This window comes from Oceanicaulis sp. UBA6590 (assembly GCF_002433705.1).
Taxonomy (GTDB): domain Bacteria; phylum Pseudomonadota; class Alphaproteobacteria; order Caulobacterales; family Maricaulaceae; genus Oceanicaulis.
Genome location: NZ_DJIQ01000051.1, coordinates 12,952 through 33,611, shown reverse-complemented (window position 1 = coordinate 33,611; position 20,660 = coordinate 12,952). Strand labels below are relative to the sequence as shown.

16 protein-coding genes and 1 tRNA gene are annotated in these 20,660 nt (G+C 64.8%); 5 read left to right on the top strand and 12 right to left on the bottom strand.

Going from position 1 to position 20,660, the window contains the following annotated elements; translation table 11 throughout:
- The 3 genes from B2Z70_RS10645 to B2Z70_RS10635 are packed head-to-tail and all read right to left on the bottom strand — an operon-like array spanning nucleotide 1 to nucleotide 3,516.
- On the bottom strand, nucleotides 1-1,089 hold the full coding sequence (locus B2Z70_RS10645) for an acyl-CoA dehydrogenase family protein (protein WP_292983159.1): 1,089 nt from the start codon (nucleotides 1,087-1,089) through the stop codon (nucleotides 1-3).
- Between the two features lie 2 nt (nucleotides 1,090-1,091).
- Nucleotides 1,092-2,288 (bottom strand): acyl-CoA dehydrogenase family protein, encoded by a 1,197-nt coding sequence (locus B2Z70_RS10640; RefSeq protein WP_292983157.1) that lies wholly within the window; start codon nucleotides 2,286-2,288, stop codon nucleotides 1,092-1,094.
- 19 nt (nucleotides 2,289-2,307) lie between these two features.
- Nucleotides 2,308-3,516 (bottom strand): thiolase family protein, encoded by a 1,209-nt coding sequence (locus B2Z70_RS10635; RefSeq protein WP_292983155.1) that lies wholly within the window; start codon nucleotides 3,514-3,516, stop codon nucleotides 2,308-2,310.
- A 173-nt stretch (nucleotides 3,517-3,689) separates the two neighbouring features.
- Here B2Z70_RS10635 and B2Z70_RS10630 point away from each other — a divergent pair, with 173 nt between their 5' ends.
- Entirely contained in the window at nucleotides 3,690-4,871 is a 1,182-nt protein-coding gene (locus B2Z70_RS10630) for a DUF3089 domain-containing protein (RefSeq protein WP_292983153.1), read from the top strand.
- A 262-nt stretch (nucleotides 4,872-5,133) separates the two neighbouring features.
- On the opposite strand, the gene B2Z70_RS10625 is transcribed toward B2Z70_RS10630, so the two are convergent.
- From B2Z70_RS10625 to B2Z70_RS10600, 6 genes are all read right to left on the bottom strand, one after another.
- A tRNA-Arg gene (locus B2Z70_RS10625) sits at nucleotides 5,134-5,210 on the bottom strand.
- 173 nt (nucleotides 5,211-5,383) lie between these two features.
- On the bottom strand, nucleotides 5,384-7,078 hold the full coding sequence (locus tag B2Z70_RS10620) for a methyl-accepting chemotaxis protein (RefSeq protein ID WP_292983151.1): 1,695 nt from the start codon (nucleotides 7,076-7,078) through the stop codon (nucleotides 5,384-5,386).
- Between the two features lie 136 nt (nucleotides 7,079-7,214).
- Entirely contained in the window at nucleotides 7,215-9,212 is a 1,998-nt protein-coding gene (locus tag B2Z70_RS10615; protein WP_292983149.1) for a TonB-dependent receptor plug domain-containing protein, read from the bottom strand.
- 25 nt (nucleotides 9,213-9,237) lie between these two features.
- Nucleotides 9,238-9,741 (bottom strand): hypothetical protein, encoded by a 504-nt coding sequence (locus B2Z70_RS10610; protein ID WP_009802974.1) that lies wholly within the window; start codon nucleotides 9,739-9,741, stop codon nucleotides 9,238-9,240.
- A gap of 171 nt (nucleotides 9,742-9,912) precedes the next feature.
- On the bottom strand, nucleotides 9,913-10,953 hold the full coding sequence (locus B2Z70_RS10605; RefSeq protein WP_292983147.1) for a P1 family peptidase: 1,041 nt from the start codon (nucleotides 10,951-10,953) through the stop codon (nucleotides 9,913-9,915).
- Between the two features lie 151 nt (nucleotides 10,954-11,104).
- Nucleotides 11,105-13,525, bottom strand: a complete 2,421-nt coding sequence (locus B2Z70_RS10600) for a TonB-dependent receptor plug domain-containing protein (protein ID WP_009802972.1) — start codon at nucleotides 13,523-13,525, stop codon at nucleotides 11,105-11,107.
- A gap of 174 nt (nucleotides 13,526-13,699) precedes the next feature.
- Here B2Z70_RS10600 and B2Z70_RS10595 point away from each other — a divergent pair, with 174 nt between their 5' ends.
- Complete coding sequence (locus tag B2Z70_RS10595; RefSeq protein ID WP_292983145.1) at nucleotides 13,700-14,650, top strand: LysR substrate-binding domain-containing protein; 951 nt, start codon at nucleotides 13,700-13,702, stop codon at nucleotides 14,648-14,650.
- A gap of 44 nt (nucleotides 14,651-14,694) precedes the next feature.
- On the top strand, nucleotides 14,695-16,437 hold the full coding sequence (gene ggt / locus B2Z70_RS10590) for a gamma-glutamyltransferase (RefSeq protein WP_292983143.1): 1,743 nt from the start codon (nucleotides 14,695-14,697) through the stop codon (nucleotides 16,435-16,437).
- A gap of 54 nt (nucleotides 16,438-16,491) precedes the next feature.
- On the opposite strand, the gene B2Z70_RS10585 is transcribed toward ggt, so the two are convergent.
- Nucleotides 16,492-17,961: a RimK family ATP-grasp domain-containing protein gene (locus B2Z70_RS10585; RefSeq protein ID WP_292983141.1), complete on the bottom strand. Its 1,470-nt coding sequence runs from the start codon at nucleotides 17,959-17,961 to the stop codon at nucleotides 16,492-16,494.
- Nucleotides 17,958-18,437: a GNAT family N-acetyltransferase gene (locus B2Z70_RS10580; RefSeq protein WP_292983139.1), complete on the bottom strand. Its 480-nt coding sequence runs from the start codon at nucleotides 18,435-18,437 to the stop codon at nucleotides 17,958-17,960. Before B2Z70_RS10580 ends, B2Z70_RS10585 begins: the two co-directional genes overlap by 4 nt.
- A gap of 263 nt (nucleotides 18,438-18,700) precedes the next feature.
- Here B2Z70_RS10580 and B2Z70_RS10575 point away from each other — a divergent pair, with 263 nt between their 5' ends.
- Complete coding sequence (locus B2Z70_RS10575; protein ID WP_009802967.1) at nucleotides 18,701-18,886, top strand: hypothetical protein; 186 nt, start codon at nucleotides 18,701-18,703, stop codon at nucleotides 18,884-18,886.
- Between the two features lie 72 nt (nucleotides 18,887-18,958).
- Nucleotides 18,959-19,129, top strand: a complete 171-nt coding sequence (locus B2Z70_RS10570; RefSeq protein WP_009802966.1) for a hypothetical protein — start codon at nucleotides 18,959-18,961, stop codon at nucleotides 19,127-19,129.
- 49 nt (nucleotides 19,130-19,178) lie between these two features.
- On the opposite strand, the gene B2Z70_RS10565 is transcribed toward B2Z70_RS10570, so the two are convergent.
- A complete protein-coding gene (locus B2Z70_RS10565) occupies nucleotides 19,179-20,645 on the bottom strand; it encodes a sensor histidine kinase (protein WP_292983137.1) in 1,467 nt (488 codons plus the stop codon).
- Between the last annotated feature and the right edge of the window lie 15 nt (nucleotides 20,646-20,660).

Below are 20,660 nucleotides of genomic sequence, written 5' to 3'. Positions count from 1 at the left end.
TCAGGCCGCGCTGGCGAGCTTGAGATAGCGCGCCATATGGGCGTCTTCATCGCCGAGCACATGGTCAAGCATGACCAGCCGCTTGGCGAAATGCGACAGCGGCATTTCCCAGGACATGCCGATGCCGCCATGCATCTGGATCGCCTCTTCGGCGGTCAGGGCGCCCACCTTGCCGGCGGTGTATTTCGCCGCAGAGCCATAGCGATCGCGCGTTCTCGGGTCCTTGGCGAAATACGCCGCGGCATTGATGGCCGCCGAGCGCGCCTGTTCGATTTCCAGCGCCACGCTAGTCATGCGGTGCTTGAGCGCCTGGAAGGCGCCGATCGGCACGCCGAACTGCTTGCGTGTGCCCAGATACTCGATGGTCGCATCGCGCAGGACTTCCATGATCGCGACCGCTTCCCAGACCGTGGCGACCAGCCCCAGCGCGCGCGCCTTCGAGATGGCGTCCTCTCCGGACACCAGAAGCCGGGCAGACGCGCCGTCCAGGGTCAGCTCGCCCGCCGCGCCGCCATCCACCAGGGGATAGGCGCGACGCTTGACGCCCTTGGCGTCCGCCTCGACCAGGAAGCTGGCCCAGCCATCGCTGGTCTCGGCCGTCACCACGATCAGGTCCGCAGAGCCCAGATAGTCCACCACGCCTTTCGCGCCGGTCAGACGCCAGGCGTCACCCTCCTTGACCGCCTTGAGCGGGTCGGTCACGACGCCATTGGCATCCATGGCCGGATCATCGGCGAAGGTCAGGATCTTCGAGCCCGCGATCACCTCGCCCAGAAGATCCGCTTCACCCGCAGCCTCCAGGATATTGCCAGCGAGCAGCGTGGCCAGGAACGGCCCGGTCGCGAGCGCCTTGCCGACTTCGGCGAACACGGCGCCCGCGTCAAAGGCCGACCCGCCATAGCCGCCGGCCTCTTCCCCGAACAGCATGCCCAGCACGCCCAGTTCAGCGAGGCCCGCCCACATGTCACGGCTGAAACCCGCTTCGCTTTCGGCCGCGGCCTGACGGGCTTCCCAGCCCAGCGTGTCGGCGAAATAGCGCGACAGCGAGTCCGCCATCATCCGGCGATCATCACCCAGAGAAAAATCCATGATCAGAGCCCCATCATCGATTTGCCGATGATCTCGCGCTGCACCTCATTGGAGCCGCCAAAGATCGAAAGCTTGCGATTGTTGAAATACTGCGACGCCACAGGCGCGGCCCAGCCCGGACCGACCGGTTCGCCGTTGAAGCCGCCTTCCAGCGCTTCATCCAGGAAGGGCTGGGCGTAGCGCCCCGCCGCCCGACGCATGAGCGCCGTGATTTTCTGGCGGATCTCGGTGCCGCGAATTTTCAGCATCGAGGATTCCGCCATCGGCGTCTGACCGCGGCCGACGCTGTCGAGCACGCGCAGATTGGTCGTGCGCATGTTCTCAAGGTCGATTTCCACTTCCGCCATGCGGGCTGCGAACAGCGGGTCCTCGGCCAGCGCGGACCCGTTGCGCCGGGTCGTGCGCGCCACTTCCTTGAGCCGCTCGAACGCCGCCATGGAGGCGCCGACGCCGGCGATATTGGTGCGCTCATAGCTCAAGAGGTATTTGGCGCAGGTCCAGCCCTTGTTCTCTTCCCCCACCAGGTTCTCGACGGGCACTTTCACATCGGAGAACCAGACCTCGTTCACCTCGTGATCGCCATCAAGCAGCTTGATCGGGCGCACTTCGACGCCGGGCGTGTCCATGTCGACGAGGAGGAAGGAAATGCCTTCCTGCTTCTTGCCTCCCTTGCTGGTGCGCACCAGGCAGAAGATCTTGTTGGCGCATTGGGCCAGGGTGGTCCAGGTCTTCTGGCCATTGATGACGTAATGGTCGCCCTCGCGCACGGCGGAGGTTTTCAGGCTCGCCAGATCCGACCCGGCGCCCGGCTCGGAATAGCCCTGACACCACCAGTCAGACCCGTCCAGGATGCGTGGCAACCAGTGTTTCTTCTGCTCTTCGGTGCCGAACTTGATCAGCACCGGGCCCAGCATGGACACGCCGAAGGGCACGACCCGCGGCGCATGCGCCATGGCGGTTTCGGTTTCGAAGATGAAGCGCTGGACCACGCTCCAGTCCGTGCCGCCCCATTCCACGGGCCAGTGCGGCGCCAGCCAGCCGCGCTCATTGAGGATGGCGTGCCATTCCTCCATGTCGGCCTTGGTCAGCCGCTGTCCGTAGCGCACCTTGTCTGACAGGCGCTTGGGCAGCTTCTCGTTCAGGAATTCGCGCACTTCCTCGCGGAAGGCTTCGTCCTTTTCGGTGAAATCGAGATCCATGACGGTCTCCTCCGCTTTTCTAGTCGACCAGCTCGAACAGGCCGGCCGCGCCCATGCCGCCTGCGACGCACATGGATACGACGACATATCTAACACCCCGGCGCCGGCCTTCCAGCAGCGCCGCCCCCACGAGGCGCGATCCGGTCATGCCGAACGGGTGGCCCACCGCGATCGCGCCTCCGTTCACATTGAGCCTGTCTGACGGCAGGTCCAACCGGTCGCGGCAGTACACGATCTGGCTGGCGAAGGCCTCGTTGATCTCCCACAGACCGATATCCCCGACCCCGAGACCGGCGCGCTTGAGCAGTTTCGGAATGGCGAACACCGGGCCGATGCCCATTTCGTCCGGCGCGCAGCCGGCGACCTGAAAGCCCCGGAACACGCCCAGCACCTCGCGGCCTTCGGCCCTGGCGGTTGCGTGATCCATGACCACTTGCGCCGCCGCCCCATCCGACAGCTGGCTGGCATTGCCCGCCGTGACAAAACGGCCTTCCGCAACAGCCTCGCCCCCGCTCCAGACCGGCTTGAGACTGCTGAGCGCCGCATAGCTCGTGTCCGGGCGCACGCCTTCATCCGCTGTCAGATTGACTTCCTCGCGCCCGGTTTCGGACCCGTCCTTGGCGCGCACGATCTTCTCGGTGGGCAAGGGCGCGATTTCCGCCGCCTGCCGCCCCGCTTCAATCGCGGCGGCCGCGCGGTGCTGGCTTTCAACGGCGTAGCGGTCCTGCGCCTCCCGGCTGACGCCATAGCGCTCGGCCACCACTTCGGCGGTCTCGATCATCGCCATATAGGCGTCCGGCTCGGCGGCGATAACGCTTTGTGACCGCCAGCTTTCATCGGGCAGGCCTGGCAGCCGCGTCATGGAGACCGACTCCACCCCGCCCGCCAGGATCATGTCCGCATCATCGGCCATGATGGAGCGCGCCGCCAAGGCGACGGCGGTGAGGCCGGAGGCGCATTTGCGATCCAGCGTGGTCGCCCCCAGCGACTGGGGCAGGCCCGCCGTGAACAGGCTCATGCGGGCAAGGTTGTAGAATTGAGGACCGTACTGATTACCCGCGCCGAAGATCACATCATCGAGCCTTTGCGGATCCACGCCCGCGCGCTCGACCGCCGCTTTCATGACATGAGCGGCCAGCCGGTCCGGCGCGGTGTCGTTGAAGGCGCCGCGATGAGCCTTGCCGATCGGCGTGCGCGCTGTTGAGACGATTGCGGCTTCGCGTGTCATGACACTCTCCCCAGGCGGGCGGGCAACCCATACCGCTCTTTCTATTTTCAGGAAGCGGTTATGCCGCGATCGCGCAGAAATCGCAATAACACGGCGTTATATGTCGACATTTCAGTGCAGCTGCGTCAGAATTCTACATACCCGATACACAAATATTGACAGGGGAGGACATCATGGCGCTCACATCAGGAGGCCTTATTCGCACTTGGGCAGGGGCGGCTTTGCTGTCCGCTGCAACCGCATTGCCCGGCGCCGCTTACGCACAGGGCGACGCGGGCGCCGCGCCGGACTACAGCGACGGCTCGGTCTGGCTGTGCCGCCCGGGGCGCGAGGATGCGTGCGCGGTCGATCTGGACGCTGCCGTCGTTCAGGCGGATGGCTCGGTGACCATGGATATTCACCAGCCCGCACAGGACCCCGCAGTGGATTGCTTTTACGTCTATCCGACGGTTTCGGTCGATCCGGGCGTGAACAGCGATCTCGAGATCGGCCCGGAAGAGCGCGGCGTGGTGCACGCCCAGTTCGCCCGCTTCAGCGAAGTCTGTCGCCCGTTTGCACCGCTCTACCGGCAGGTGACCCTGACCGCCCTGCGCGCCGCCATGGCCGGCAATGGCGACGCCATGTCGGGCGGCGCCCTCGCCTATGGCGATGTCCGCGACGCCTGGCGTCATTATCTCGAGCACGACAATGAGGGTCGCGGCGTCATCCTGGTCGGACACAGCCAGGGCGCGCGCATGCTGCAGACGCTGATCAATCAGGAGATCGAGGGCGAACCGGTCCAGGATCAGGTCATTTCCGCCTATCTGATCGGCTGGAACGTCCAGGTGCCTGAAGGCGAGACCGTGGGCGGCGACTTCAGCGCCCTGCCCTTGTGCACCGAGGCGGACCAGACCGGCTGCGTGGTGTCCTATGTCACCTTCCGCGACGATGTCCCGCCGCCGCCCAATACGCGCTTCGGACGCAGCCCGGACCCGGCCAACCAGATCGCCTGCGTCAATCCCGCCAGCCTCACGGGCGATGGCCCGGTCATGCTGGACTCCTATCTCAGCAATGGCTCGGACGGGTACGACATGGCGACACAGAGCTGGACCGAGACCCAGGAGGTGGATGCCCGCTTTGTCAAACTGCCCGGCTTTCTCAGCGGCCAGTGCGTCAATCGCGATGGCGCGCAATACCTGTCGGTGACCGTCAATGCCGACCCGTCAGATCCGCGCACCGACATCCTGACCGGCGACGTGGTCGCCAACGGTCAGGTGCTGACGGACTGGGGCCTGCATCTGATCGACATGCACGTGGTCATGGGCGATCTGATCGATCTCGCCGAGAGCCAGGCGGAAGCCTATCAGGACCGCTGAACGCCTTGGACAGATGAACAGGACGCGGGCCCGCTCCGGCGGGCCCGCGTCTTGACGTTCAGCGCCCTGTGCGGGCTGCGCAGGTTTGCTTGATCAGAATTCGGGGTGCGAAGGCAGGGCGTATCGGTTCAGCGCCAGGAGCAGAGTCCGGAACGGGCGATGCGACGGGTCGCGAGCGACACTCGACACCGATCGCGCGGACAAGCGAACCCTGCGCCGCGAAACGCAACAGCTCTGCATTCAAGATATTCTTTGGGAGGAATGGCGCGCCGGGGAAGATTCGAACTCCCGACCCCCAGATTCGTAGTCTGGTGCTCTATCCAGCTGAGCTACCGGCGCCTGTTTCGTCGTCCGGAACCCTTAAGGTCCCTGTCGGCGAGGCGCGGAAACTAGCCAAGGCTTGACGGCTTGGCAAGCGTCCTGACTGCGCTTTTCTCACCTTTGATGCAGCGGGGCCGGAGACGGCCGGATCACAAGGGATCAGGCGCGCATCCGGCCCCGTCGCGAAAGTCCTAGGCCGCGCGAACTGCGGACAGGAAGTCGCGCACGCGGCTCGCCAGACCACCCGCTTCCTGGCGGACCGTGGCGGCGGTTTCCTGCACCGTGCCGGCCTGGGAGCTGGTCTCGTCGGCCGAGCGGCTGACCTGTTCGATATTGGCCGAAACCCGCTGGGTCTCCGCCGCCGCGCTCTGGGCCGAGCTGGCGATCTCGGTGGACGCGGCGCGCTGCTCGTCGATCGCAGCGTTGATGGCCGACGCCACATTGAGCATCTCATCGATCACGCCGCGCACTTCCTGCATGGCGCTTTCCACCGCGCCGGTGGCGGACTGGATCTGGGTGATCTGGTTGGAGATCTGGCCCGTCGCCCGGCCGGTCTGTTCAGCCAGGGTCTTCACCTCGCTGGCGACCACGGCGAAGCCCTTGCCGGCCTCGCCCGCACGGGCCGCCTCGATGGTGGCGTTGAGCGCCAGAAGATTGGTCTGCTCGGCAATGTCGGAGATCAGCTTGACCACCTGGTCGATTTCGTTGGCCGCTGCGGTGAGCTGGCTCATTTCAGACGAAGCGCGCTCCATCCGGTCCTTCGCCTGCCCCGACACATCGCTCGAGCGTTCGACCTGCGCCGCGATCTCGGAAACGGAGGCGGACAGTTCTTCGGCCGCAGACGCCACGGTGGCGACCGCTTCGGACGCCACCGCGCCCGCGCCCGACACTTCACCGGCCCGGCTGGTGGTGTTGGCCGACGCTCCCACGAGAACCTCGGCGGTTTCCTGCAGGGCGCTGGCGGACATGGTCACCGCCTCGAGCGTGCGCTCCACGGCGGCGTCAAAATCAGCCGCCAGCTGTTCGATCTTGCGTGCGCGCTCGGCTTCGGCCTCGCTGGCGCGCAGGCTTTCCTGCTGCAAGCGAGCGGCCTCTTCGCCGCTATTGCGGAAGGTTTCAAGCGATTCAACGATGGCGCCGAGCTCATCGGCGCGCTTGAGATGGGTCACATTCACCGAGAAATCGCCTGCAGCCAGCTTCTGGGTGGCGCCGGCGATGGACTTCACGGAGCGGCTGACCGCACGGCCAAAGCCGAAGGCCACCGCCGTCAGACCCAGAGCGACGATCAGGGTCGCAATGCCGAACATCCATTTGGTGCGGGCCGCCGACGCATTCGCAGCTTCCGCCCGGGCGTTCGCCTCGGCGATCGCCGCTTCACTCAGGCTGACAATGTCGGCGTTCATCTGGTCGAAGACTTCGTCAAACGGTTCGATGAAGCTCACGGCGCTGGCGAAATCCATTTCCAGCATGGAACCGACAACCTCGAGGCCGCCCGCATAGAGCTCAAGCTGTTCGTCCAGATTGGAGAACACCTCTTCATTCGTGCCGCCGGAGCGCTGATGGATCCCTTCAAAGCGCGCGCGCAGCTCGCCCACACGGGCCATATAGCCGTCAAATTGCGTGAACACGTCCACCTGTCGGCCCGCCGCCACAGCGGTCAGGGTCTGATAGACATCCGCGTTCAGGGATTCGGTCTCCGTGCGCAGGGAGTCCAGTGCGATCACATTGGTCAGACGCTCGACCGTGTCCCGCTGGCTGTTCGCAACGCCGTTCAGGGCGAACCCACCCATCAGGGCGATGCCGATCAGGGCCAGAACCGCGAAAGCCGGCGCAACGCCGAACTTCAGCGAAAATGGCCAGTCGTTAAAACTCAGACGCTTGAACATCACTATGCGACCCCTTTAAATCCCAGCGCGAGCATATGGTTATCACCAACCTAAGCCTGATTGTTTAATAGGTTATGCATGCTCGCCCTCGTATCCCGCCGCCCCGCGGATGCGGGACGGCGGAATTGGCAGGCAGTTAGAAATTCGCCCGCAGGCTGACCCAGTAGCGGGCCTCGGTTTCGTAGACGGGCGTGGTGAGCTCGCCATCACCGAAGTTCACGTTCTGGGCCGTCAGGCTGAGGTCCAGATTGTCACTCAGCGCATAGCTGGCTCGTCCCGAGAAGGAGATGTGGCCGTCAATCTCACGCGACGCCACCGCGCCGAAGACCGGCTGGAACGGCATGGTCGTGTCGGACACATAGTTGGCGTAGCCGTCCAGGCTGATCCGACCGGACGTCCAGCCCAGATGGGCGTTGACCGTATGCTCGGGCGTGATGCCTTCAAAATCGAGCAAGGTGCTGGTCGGGAACGGCGCGAGATCGTCTTCCACCGATTTGTAGGTGTAGTTCAGATCCCAATCGACATTCTCGCCGATCATGCCGGCCAGCGAGCCTTCAAAGCCCCACAGGCGGGATTCACCGCGGTTGCCGAAGACATAAGCCGGCAGCGGCGCGTTCGGCGGGAAAAGCCCCGGGGCGCCGCCCAGAGAGGACTTCACGTCATCGGTGTTCTGCCAGAACAGCGCCGTGCGCAGCTGCACGCCGTTGGACAGGCTGCGATCATAGGCCAGTTCGATATTGTCCACGATGGACGGCTGGATGCCCGGATCGCCGATCAGGACCGCCGCTCCCACCGGCAGCAGGAAGCCCATGTCGAACATGGTCGGCGCCTGGATGCCGCGCGCTGCGGACAGACGCACCGTGCCGCCCGCTTCGGGCTTGTAGACCAGAGCCGCGTTATAGCTGAACTCTTCAAAGCTGACGTCGTAATCGGACTGCGTATACGGATAGAGCGCCGGATTCGGGCTACCGTCACGGCTCCAGTCCACCATGTCATAGCGAACTGCGAGGGTGGTCTCGAGCCGGTTGGAGAACTTGTGGTTCCACATGCCCGAGAACGCCAGGGTCTCGTAGTTCAGATCACCGGCGGTCGTATCGGGGAAGGACGCGGTCTTGGCGGTCCGGAACTCCACCGCAAAGCGCAGCGTGTCGTTGGTCCCGACCTTGATCAGGTCCTGCAGCTTGAACGAGGTCAGTTCGCCATCAAGGTCGCCGAAGCTGTAGGCGATCTGGGATTCGTTGCGATAGGCGCTCAGCGTGATGTAGCCGAATTCCGTGTCCGCGCCGAGCTCGCCCTGATAGGACGTGAGGTCATAGGCGTTGGCGGCGGACGAATACACGGACGTCAGCTCGAGCACTTCAGCTTCAGACTGGGTGTATTCAAAGGTCAGGCCCACCTTGTCGGTGAACTGCACCGAGCCGCCCAGCGCGAAATGCTCGCGAGAGAAATCCGGGTTGGCGGCGCGCAGCCCCACCGCCTCGGTGGCGTCCGGCTCGACGTCAAAATCGCGGCCATCGGTGCGGCCATAGCTGAAGCGCAGCGCGATCTGGTCATTCAGCGCGCGACCACCCGACAGGCGATATTGCTGATACCCGTTCGTGCCGACTTCCGCGGTGGCGTTGGCGTAGTCGCCAAACGCGGGATTGCGGGTGATGATGTTGACCACGCCGGCGACCGCGTTGAAGCCGTAGAGCGCCGATTGCGGGCCCTTGACCACTTCGATCTGCTGGATCTCGTCCAGGCTGACCGGCAGGGTCGACCAGGCGGTGTAGCCATAGCTGTCCAGATACACTTCGCGGCCATTCACCAGCACCAGCAGGCGCGGCGTGTAGGGAGACGCCGCCGAACGGATGCCGACCTCGCCCTGGCCCATGGAGAAGCGGGCGACATCCACGCCGCTGTAATGACGCAGGATGCCGGGGATGTCGTATTCCGGCGCATTGGCGATATCGTCCTGGGTGATGATGATCATCGTCGCCGGGACATCGGTGGAGCGCTGAGGCGCGCCGGTGGCGCCGGTGGTCACCGGCTCGCCGAACATTTCGCTCATCACCTGATAGTCGATGGACTGGGCGTTGGCGGCTGCGGAGGTCGCAATCAGCGCCGCCGCGGAATAAAGCAGTGTATTTTTCATCGTCTCGAATCCTTCCGAGGCAGCGTTAGATTTCTTCGACCATCATGGCGAAAGCGGTGGAGAAGCTGACCGAGGCCGAGCTGGCGGCGGCGCTGTTCACCACGATGCGGACAGACGGTTCGCTCTGGACGCCCATCACGCAATTGCCGGCCTGAACACAGGCCATGTCCGTGGAGACCGTCATCACGCCCGCCGAGGTCGCGGCCTGAACCGCGCCGGCGTTCGACGCCGCGCCGCCCACGAAGAGGGCGGCGTCCACGCCGCTGACCGCCTGGCCAACCGGCACAAGCTGTCCGTTCAGCGTGACGCGACCCGCGCTGAGCCCGCCGGCCATGGCGGCGTTCAGGGCTTCGGCTTCCGCCGCACTTGCCGGGTCGAAGACTATGGCGACCGTCCGGTCCGAGCCGGACGCGCCTTCCAGGAAGCTGAGCGCGCGACCAACGACGGCCAGATCACGCTCGGTGGTTTGCGCGGAAGCCGCGCTGCTGAGCAGAACGGCCAGACCGACTGCGCTTAAAATGCGGATCATTCTCATACCCCAACACAAGTATAGTGAACTCGTTCATGGGAGAGATGCCGGTTAAGCCGTGAATGACCTCTTAATCGAGTGTTCCCCTGGCGCGAGAAATACGCATATTCATTATATATTTCAATTGTTTAGAATTATGTTATTTTATTTGTGGAGTTATTGTCGCATTCATCAAGGTCGTGCGGCATGCACCGCACGCGCGATTGAACGCGTTAAGCAATCTGCAGCGAGATTCCCGAGACGCGTCAAAGCGATCGCTCGAGGCTCCTCGATTTCTCGCGCACCGCTTGAAAGTCCGAACACGACATCCCCATCAACGGGTGCGTGTACTGGCCGGATCGCCCGCGCAAGTCCATCTTGCGCCATGACTGTCATCCTCCGAGTCTCATCTCGTGACAGCGCGGCGTCCGTGGCCACGACCGCCAGGGTGGTTTGCGTACGCACGCCCGGATTCAACTTGGCCGCGCCCCAATCCTCGAGATCCGCCAGCCGGCTCACATCCGGGCGACGGCCGCCGAATTCATCCCCCACCTCGAAAGGCCAGGCCCAGTAGACATCGTCCTGGCCGGGCATGGTCACGGAGCCGAAGCAGTTCACAGCGACAAAGGCGGCGACGGTCACCCCGTCCTCCCCGCGCCAGCTGGCCGAACCGACAGCGCCCGGCAGGGTTCCGGCGCTGGCGCCGTATCCGGCGCCATGGCGCCCGATCAGGACCGGGCCGCCCTGGCGCGCATCCTCCAGCGCCGAGAAACCCAGCTCCCGATAGGGCGGCGTGCGCCCCCAGTTCTTGTCCACGCCATTGGCGAGATCATAAAGGCACGCCGCCGGCACGATGGGCGAAGCGGGAATGCCCGGCATGTCAAAGAGCGCAAAACCCCCGCCGGCTTCCCCAATCGCCGCCGTGACAGCGTCCGCAGCGGCCAGCCCGTAGACAGAGCCCCCCGAGAGCACCAGCGCGTCAACCGTCTCCACAAGACCGCCCGGATTCATCACATCGGTCTCGCGCGTGCAGGCGCCGCCGCCCCGGACATCCACCGCCGCCGTAAAGGGCTGGTCGCACAGGATGACGCTCACCCCGGTGTTCGCGCCGTCATGCTCTGCGCGCCCGACCCGCAATCCGGCAATGTCGGTAATATCGTTTCGGCTGGCCGGTCCGCCCATCGCGCTGGCTCCTGTCGTAGCGACGCACGCCAGTGTCGGCGCAAGCATCATGAAAGATCGTCGATCCAAATGCGGCACAGGCTCCCCCAGAGCGCTCGGTTCGCAACCCGTGCATGTCACCCCAGCTTGCCCGGAACCCCGACAAAAAACGACCCCCGCCGGAGGGCTCCGGCGGGGGTCGGGTCTTCACGAACGCCTCAGCTTACCAGGTGTAGCGGATGCGGCCGTAGACATAGCGTCCGGAAAAGCCGAACGGGCTGAAGCCGGAGAACGGGAAGATGTCCGAGAACGTGCCCGCCAGATTCGGGTTCAGCGACGTGGCGTCCGGATACTCGTCGAAGAGATTGTTCGCGCCGAACGACACGGTCAGCCCCTCGACCACGTCTGCGGAGAACTCCGCATCCACGATCGTCTTCGGATCCAGAACCTCATCGCCCGAACCGTCCGCCGCGGAACCCGGATCCACGGTTTCGCCGAAGCGGGTGGCGCGCAGCACGCCGCCAAAGGCGCCCCGGCTCCAGGTCATGGATGCGATCAGCTTGTCATCAGGCTGACCTTCCTCGAACCGGGCGATCTCGCGGCGTGCGAACAGGGTGACGCCGGGCAGCACTTCCGAGCTCGGCGCCTGGGTCACTTCCGTGTCGTTGCGGTTATAGCCCAGGGTGAAGTCGAAATCGCCGTAACGCTCCGTACCCACGCCATAGGTGGCCACGATATCGATGCCGCGGGTCTCGGTTTCCACGCCATTGATGAAGAAGCGCGCGCTGGTGACGCCATTGATCCCGGCGGCTTGCAGCAGGTTTTCCACCGTCGCGCCCGAGAGGTTCTCGGACAGCACGATCCGGTTGTCGATATCAATGGCGTAGGCGTCCACCGTCAGGCTGAAGGCGCCCTGGGTGAACACGACGCCGCCCGAATAGTTCACCGATTCCTCGGCATCAAGCGGCTCACCGCCCAGAGCGGCCGCAACCGGGCTGTCGGCGGGGAAGGTCCCCACTTCCACCGGCGTCGGCGGCGTGCCGGTGAACACCGTGGAGGTCGAGGTGAAATAGGCCTGTTGCAGCGACGGGGCGCGGAAGCCGTTGGAGATCGCGCCGCGCAGGGCGAGCGACGGGGTCAGCTCATAGCGCGCGGACACCCGGCCGGTCACGGTTTCACCAAAGTCGGAATAGCTTTCCGCCCGCACCGCGCCAGTCAGCAGCAGTCGATCGGTGACATCCGCTTCCAGATCGAGATAGACGCCGATGGAATCGCGATCCTCGTCAATCTCATTGCTTGGCTGGAAGCCCGGGAAGACCTGGCTGCCGCCGGCCTTGGTCGGGTCGCCGGTGATGTAGCTCGCCTCTTCCCCGGCCTGGATCTCATAGCCTTCCAGACGGTATTCGGCGCCGAAGGCGACCGAGAGCGGTCCGGCGAACGCATCGAGATCATACGAGCGCACGAAGTCAAGATTCGCGGTGATCTGGTCATAGATCAGCGCGCCCGCATCAAAGGAGGTCGGGCTGGAAGCGCCCAGCGAGGTGTTGAGCGAGTTCTCGACGCCATAGCCCAGCTCGTTGCGGCCATAGCCCAGGGACGCATCCCAGTCCCAGCCGGCCCACTCCCCGCGCGCGCCGCCGACCGCGGAGAAATCCTCGATATCGGTGGTGATGAGCGGCAGGAAGCCATCAGGATAGATGGCGGGCGTGTTGCGGCTGTCCTGAGCGCGACGGTAGAAGCCGGCCGCCTCGCCCTCGCGGGTCTGATAGCCCGCCCAGCCATAGAGCTCGGTCGTCGCATTGATCGGCAGACCGGCATTGGCGAAGAAGGAGAAGGCTTCCGCCTCGGCCAGACCGAACCGGTGATTGATGCGATCAAAGCTCAGTTCGCGCGGATCCAGTCCGCCGCCGGGCAGGCTGGGATATTGCTGACGCGAATCCGGGCCGGCGCGGTTGGTGGGCTCGCGATCAAGATACTCCGCCGACAGGGTGAGGAAGCCGTCCCGTCCCAGCGGGAGGCCGACCCAGCCCGACACGTTCAGCGTGTCGCCGTCACTGGCCGAGCGTTCGCCCGTGGTCAGCGGAATATCGGTGGCGTACTGGCCATAGGTGGCGCTGACCTGACCGCCCTCGCTCGCTTCGCGCAGCTGGACGTCGATGACGCCGGCAATGGCGTCAGAGCCATATTGCGCCGAGGCGCCGTCACGCAGCACCTGCACCGAGCCCACGGCGGAGGTGGGAATGGTGTTCAGATCGACGGCGGCGGAGCCACGTCCGACAGACCCGCCCAGATTGACGAGTGCGGACGAATGGCGGCGGCGGGAGTTCACGAGGACCAGCGTCTGGTCCGGGCCGAGGCCGCGCAGCGTGGCCGGACGCACATGGTCCGTCCCGTCGGTGATGGACGGGCTCGGAAAGTTGAATGAGGGCAGCGTGTAGGCCAGCGCCGCATTCAGTTCCGTGATCCCGGTGTTCTCAAGCGCGCTGACGTCAACGACATCGACGGGCGCGGTGGTTTCAAGGGCGGTTCGCCCTTCTGACCGGGTCCCGACGACGACAATGACGTCATCATTGTCCGCTGATTGTGCATAAGCCGTGGCGGCCGTAAGCGCAGCTAAGGAAACGGCTCCAAGAAGTTTCTTCATTGTGTCACACCCCATATGCTGAAAAGACACAAAACCAAGTGCACCCCTCTATGCACGCTCACCCCGGTCATAAAAAAATACCCGTTTTTTCAAGGTTCGGGCGTGAATATGACGCTAGGGTCGAGCAGGACGCTGACGGATGTCGCATCGTGACACAATTAAGAAGCGCTCAACATGGATTTAGATAAACTAACAGCAGAGACCGCTTCTTCCTTGCCGCTCAATGCCTTGCGGACCTTTGAGTGCGTGGCCCGTCACGGAAGCGTGACCCGGGCGGCGGCTGAGTTGGGTGTGACCAGTGGTGCGGTTTCGCAACAGGTCCGATTGCTGGAAGAACTGATCGGGACCAAGCTGACTGTCCGCGCCGGACGCGGACTCGCCCTGACCGCCCAGGGCCGCGCCACAGCCGAAATGGTCCATGACGCCTTCCAGCGCCTGCGCGAAGCCAGCATCAGGCTGAGCGCTCATCAGGATCCCGGCCTGATTCGACTGGGCGCGCCGGGCGCCTTCGCCGCGCGGTGGCTGTCCGCGCGGATCAATCGCTTCGAGGCGGACCATCCTGAATACCGCGTCCAGCTGATCACCGATCCGACGCCGGAAAGCCTGCATCGCTTCCAGCTTGATATCGAGATCCGGTTCATGCCCGCCCCGCCCCAGGGCGTGCAGACTCTGGAATTGCTCAGCGAGAGCCTGACCCCGGCGGTCGCGCCCCAATTGCTGCATCCGGACGCCGAACGGGTGAACTGGCGCGCCGCCGTCGACGCCCTCCCCCTTGTTCATCATGAACGCACGGGGGGCGAACCGGTCGGACCCAGCTGGGCGCAATGGCTCGAGCACCGCGGCGTCAGGCGTCAGGACACGCTGAGCGGGGACCGGTACAATCGTCATGATCATGTGCTGGAGGCCGCCTGTCAGGGGCGCGGGCTGGCGCTGGCGCGCCGCAGTCTCGCCGAACCGGACATCAAGGCCGGACGGCTGGTGTTCTTGATCGGCGCAGGGGTGACCCCACTTGGCTGGGGATATCATCTGCTCTGGCCAGAAGGACGTGCGCTGCACAATGCGGCGCGACGCTTGAAAGACTTCTTGATGGATGAAGCCCGTCCGTTTGAAACTCCCGGCCTCTAACGGCCCAGACGAGAACCGGCCTTTGAAGGCTGTGAAAGGATAGCATGACCCGTATCGCCCTGCTCACCGCCGCCTCCGCCTTCGCCCTTGCGGGCTGCAATGCGCCGTCTGAAACCGAGACGCCCGCCCCGTCTGCGGCGGAGCCGACCGAAACCGCCGCCCCTATGGGCGGCATGGTCGCGGCGGCCAACCCGGATGCTGTGGAGGCCGGCCTCGCCGCCCTGCGCGCCGGCGGGGACGCCGTGGACGCCGCCATCGCGGTGCAGACCGTGCTCAGCCTTGTGGAGCCGCAAAGCTCCGGCATTGGCGGCGGGGCCTTCATGGTCCACTACGACGCCTCGACCGGCGAAGTGAACGTCTATAACGGCCGCGAACGCGCGCCTATGGGCGCGGACGAAAACCTCTTCATCAATCCCGAGACCGGCCAGCCCTACCCTTATGTGGAAGCCTGGCGTTCGGGCCTGTCCACCGGCGCGCCGGGCGCGGTCGCCATGTTGCACATGGCCCACGCCGATCACGGCCAGCTCGACTGGGCGGACAATTTCAGTTTCGCCATCGATCTCGCCGAGAACGGCTTTGAGGTCGCCCCGCGCCTGAACAGCATTTCCCAGCGCATGGCGGGCTTCACCGACATGGAAGAGACCGGCGTCGCCGCCGGTTACCTGTTCGACGAGACTGGCGAGGCCTGGCCGGTGGGACATGTGCTCACCAATCCAGACTATGCCGACAGCCTGCGCCTGATCGCCGCCGACTGGCGCAATTTCTACGAGGGCGATCTCGCCCGCGCCATCGTCGCCGCTGTCAATGAAGCGCCGCGTCTGGGCTATCTGAGCGAAGAGGACCTCGCCGCTTACGAGCCGGTGAAGGTCAGCGCCCTGTGCTCGCCCTATCGCGACCATCAGATCTGCTCGGCGCCGCCGCCCGCTTCCGGCGGCATCGCCGTCGGCGCGATCCTGGGCATGCTTGAACAGTTCGACATGAGCGCGAACGGTCCGGAAACGGCCGATGGCTGGGCGCTGTTCATCGAGGCCAGCCGCCTCGCCTATGCCGACCGCGACCATTATGTGGGCGATACGGACTTTGTGGATGTGCCGGTCGAGGGGCTTCTCGATCGCGACTATCTCGCCTCGCGCGCCCAGCTGATCAATCCTCAGCAAGCCATCGCAGAGGTCAGCCACGGCACGCCGCCGGGCGCGGAAGACCGCCCTGAAGACGCCACCGATGATCGCCCCGGCACCAGCCATTTCGTGGTGATGGATGCGGATGGCGATGTGGTCTCCATGACCACCACCGTGGAAAGCCCGTTCGGTTCGGGCCGCATGGTCGGCGGCTTCTTCCTCAACAACCAGCTCACCGACTTCTCGTTCGTTGCGCGTGACGAAGAGGGTCGCCTGCTGCCCAACGCCGTGCAACCGGGCAAGCGCCCGCGCTCGTCCATGTCCCCGACCATCGTTCTGGACGCCAATGGTGATTTCGAGCTGGCCACCGGTTCGCCGGGCGGCAATTCGATCATCGCCTACACCGCCAAATCCCTGGTCGGCATGCTCGACTGGGGGCTGAGCCCGGAAGACGCCGCGGCCCTGCCCAATGTGGTCGCGCGCGGCGACACGGTGAATATCGAGGAAGGCTTTGATGAAGCCATCATGGCCGAACTGCGCGATCGCGGCTTCACCATTCAGGGCGGACGCGGGGAAAACTCCGGCATCCATATCGTGCGCGAGCTGGAAGACGGTACGCTGATCGGCGCGGCGGACCCGCGCCGGGACGGCATCGCCGCCCAGCCCTAGGCTTGATACGAACTCCAATGACAAGGGCCGCGCACTGCGCGGCCCTGTTTGCATCTAGCGCCCGGCGGACAGGCGTTTTTCAAGCCGGGTCGAGAACCAGTCGACAATGGCCTTCCACAGCGCGTCCTTGAGGACCGCGCCCTCGACGGAGTGTTCGAGATTGGGGTTGTCATTGATCTCCATGACCATGACCCCCGCCTCGGTTTCCTTCAGATCCACCCCGTACAGCCCGTCCCCGATCAGGCGCGCGGCGCGCACGGCGGTCTCCACCACCTCCTGCGGCGCGTCCTCGATGGCGAGGGTGGAGGTGCGTCCGGCGGTCATCTTGCCGTTCTCGCCATGCTTGACGATCTGCCAGTGGCCTTTCGCCATGCCATAACGGCAGGCGAACAGCGGCTTGCCGCCCAGAACGCCAATGCGCCAATCGAAGGTGGTGGGCACGAAGCCCTGCGCGATCAGAAGCGCGGTCTCGGCAAAGAGGCGCTTGGCCCCCGCTTCGAGCTCTTCCAGCGTCTGCGCCTTGACCATGTCGAGCCCGAACGAGCCGTCCGGCGTCTTCAGGATCACCGGCGCGCCCAGACGCTCGAACACCTTCTTGAGGTCGGACTTCTTGTCGATCACCTCGGTGGGCGGGATCGGCACATGCGCCTTTTCCAGCAATTCCTTGAGATACACCTTGTTGGTGCAGCGGATCATCGAGACCGGGTCGTCAATCACCGGCATGCCTTCCTGATCGGCGCGGCGGGCGAAGCGATAGGTGATATTGTCGATCGAGGTCGTCGCCCGGATGAAGAGCGCGTCAAATTCGGCCAGGCTCGGCAGGTCATTGGTGTCGAGCACTTCCACATCCACGCCCATCTTGCCCGCCACATCGATGAGGCGGTTGATGTCGGACGGTTGCGAGGGCGGGGTGTGCTCATTGGGGTCGACCAGCACCGCCAGCGACCATTTGGCGTGCGCCTTGGCCTTCGGATTGCGCACGGTCGTGCGGGTATAGCTCGCCAGCGCCTGCAAGAAGAAGGCGCGCTGATCCGCGCTCATCCTGTTCAGCGGCACCGGCCGGATGCGCGTGATGCGCGGGGTGCGCTCCAGACTGATCTCCAGCTCCAGCGCCGGCGTGCGGAACCAGTCGCTGACCTCGCGCGCGAGACGCTCGTAGCCAGACTGGGCCGTCTTGGAGAAGGCGATGAACACCTCCTCCACGGGCGCGACACCCTTGGCCAGAGTGTCCGACAGCCGGGCGTTCAAATCCGGCAGGGCGTGCGCGTAGAGGTCCTTGCGCGACAGCTCGACCATGGTCTGAACCGTCGGACTGACCCGGTGACCGCGCGCCTCGGCCAGCAGCGCCGCGTAATAGCCCGCGCCCTGATAGGCATAGGAGCGCGCCAGATTGAGCACATAGGGGCGCCGTCCGGCGAACAGGGTCGGGTTCGCCAGATAGTCTGACACCCGCATCACCTTGTGCGGGGTTTCGGTCTGTTTGAGGTCGGAATCGCTTTCGACCAGAATCAGCCAGTCCGTCATTGTTCCAAAGTCTCCGCAGGTCCGCGCGGGACCGCTCTGTCCATAACCAGGGCAGACGTACCGTCTGCATAATGTTCGGGTTTGACGCCGCGTTCCACAAAACCGCACTTGCGATAAAGGGCGCGGGCCGGGTCGTTGTCGGGCCGGACCTCAAGGCTCACTCGTGAGCAGCCTGCCCGGGCCGCATAGTTGATGGCCGCCTCCACGAGATGGCGGCCTGCTCCACGGCCCTGTGCGGTTTCATCCACGGCGAGAGAGTAGATTCGCGCGGTCTGCCCGCCCTTCCGCACAAGCACGACCACAGCGCCCAAGGCCCCGTCAGCGGATTCCGCGATCTGGACGCAGCCTTCGCGCGACAGGAAACGCCGCCAGCTGCGCATGGAAATCTGGTCTCCCGGGGGAAACCGGGTCTCCAGATGCATCAGAAACAGAATGTCCGAAATCGTCGCCGGGCGAATGCTGACGCCATGCGTCATGGAAGCGAGAGCTCCACAGGCTGACAGTCCGCCCCGCGCGCCCTCGCGCGGGGTCCGTCATCGCTGCGGTCAATACGCCCGAAGGGCGACGCCTGCAACCGGAAACAAGGGCAGACCCTGGTTTGTAACAATTTGTTTTCAGTTGCGACAAAACTCCACTTGCCGAAAACAGAATTCAATCGCCATCTATTGCGTGCGGCGCGTATCGCGTCGCGACGCCCCAGCATTCGCCGGCGCCTATCTTGTTATGGAGAGTGTGCGCGATGCGCACGCAGTATCAGTCCTCAATCGCCAGCTCGGCCCGTTCGGCCATGTTTGGTGGTGAAGCCGCCTCTCTTTACAGACCCAGCAGCTCCGATGCTCACCTTCATCCCGGCGCGGACAAACCGCGTCCCAACAAGGTTCGCGCACGCGATCTGTGGGCCATGCTGTCCGCCGTCGGCCGCTAGGCCGGGCGGACATTTCCGGGCGGTCCTCAAGCCGCCCGGCTTCACACTCCATCAGCATCAGGATCTACGGCCATGGCCGGATTGAAGAAGACGGGCCCCGCCCAGAAAGCCAAGAAACGGCGCGCCAATGCGCCCTGGACACCCAGCTATCCCTTTGAGACGAGTGATCGCGCCTCGCGCTTTCATCCCCATCGCTGGGACAATGACAACCATCGCTATGATGGAGAGTACGAGGAGCGCTAGGCGCTGATCCGGGCTTGAAGGCCGGGCCGGACGAGGACGCCTCGTCCGGTCAGCGCTCCTGGAAGCGCAGACGGACCTCAAAGACTGCGCCCGCATCTGAACTCGACTGCAGCCGCACATCGCCGCCCATCACCCGCGCCAGTTCGCGAACAATGGACAGGCCCAGCCCAGACCCGCCTCTGGATCCCGTCCGTCCGAAAGGCTCGAACAGGGTTTCGGCAATGCGCGCCGGCACGCCCGGCCCCGTATCGCAGACCTCCACACAGACGCTCTCACCGGCCCCCAACAGACGGGCGCGCACATGGATCAGCGGCGTTGGCGTCTTCTCCATGGCCTGTAGCGCATTGCGGAACAGGTTCAGGAAAATGCGGTGCAGATGGTCCGGGTCCGCCTCGACGAGCAATCCCTCATCCACCTCGTTGCGCCAGTCCGCAGCGCCAGTAGCCGCAAAGGCGTCCCCCGCCGCATCATCAAGCGCGGCGCGCAGATTGACCGGCTGCAGCTCGGGCGGGCGCTCTTCGGATCGGCCATATTGCAGCGTGTCCTCACACAGGCGGATGCCGCGATCGACCGCGCGCACCAGGCGCGCGCCCATGGCCGCCACCCGCTCATCCGCGTTCGACGACAGGCGATCGGAGATCAGCTGGGCGCTGGTCAGCACATTGCGAAGATCATGATTGATGCGCGCCACCGCCCCGCCCAGCGCCGCCAGACGTTCGCGCTGGCGGAAGGCCGTGCGCACTTCGTCCTGCATGGCCGCGAGCGCGCTTTCCGCCTCCCCGATCTCGTCCGACCGGCGCGACAGCGCCACGGTGCAGGCGGGATTGCCGGGGTCCTGCTGGAACTGGGTCATGGCCTGGGCCAGCTTGCGCATGGGGCGGACGAACATGAACATCAGGCACAGATAGATCAGCCCGCCCGTCATCACCGCGATGAAAATGGACAGCCACAGCACCCGGCCCGAATAGGCGTAGAGGTCTCGCTTCAGACCGGCTTCAGGCACCACCACGCTGATCAGCCCCGCCGCGCCCGCCATGGGTTCATCGATGATCAGCAGATACCGCCCCTCCGGGGCCAGGAACACGCCAATGGTGTTGAAGATGCGCTTGAAGAGATTCTCTTCGGCCAGCATTACCTCGACCACGGGGGCCGCGCCGATCCCGCCCGGTTGCGCCAGCAATGGCACGTTCATGCCGTCATAGACCCGGCCCACGATCACGGCGTCGGCGCTGGAGAGAAGATTGGCGATCATCTCGTCGCCCAGCCCCATCTCGTCCGCCGTCTCCACGGCGAGCGAGGCGAGATAGGCGTCGTCGGTCCGCTCGGTGAGCCAGTCCGAGCGGTAATTGGCCGCGGAAGGGAAGAAGATCAGGATCTCGGCCAGTAGCACAAAGCCGATGGACAGGCCCAGGAGCTTGCCCGGCATGGACACCAGCGCCTTGCGAACCGCCTGCATCGCCCCAAGGGGCGCTGCGCGGCGTTCGGCGCGTGTCTGGATGTCGGCCCTGATTTCCACTCCGCCTCCCCAGCC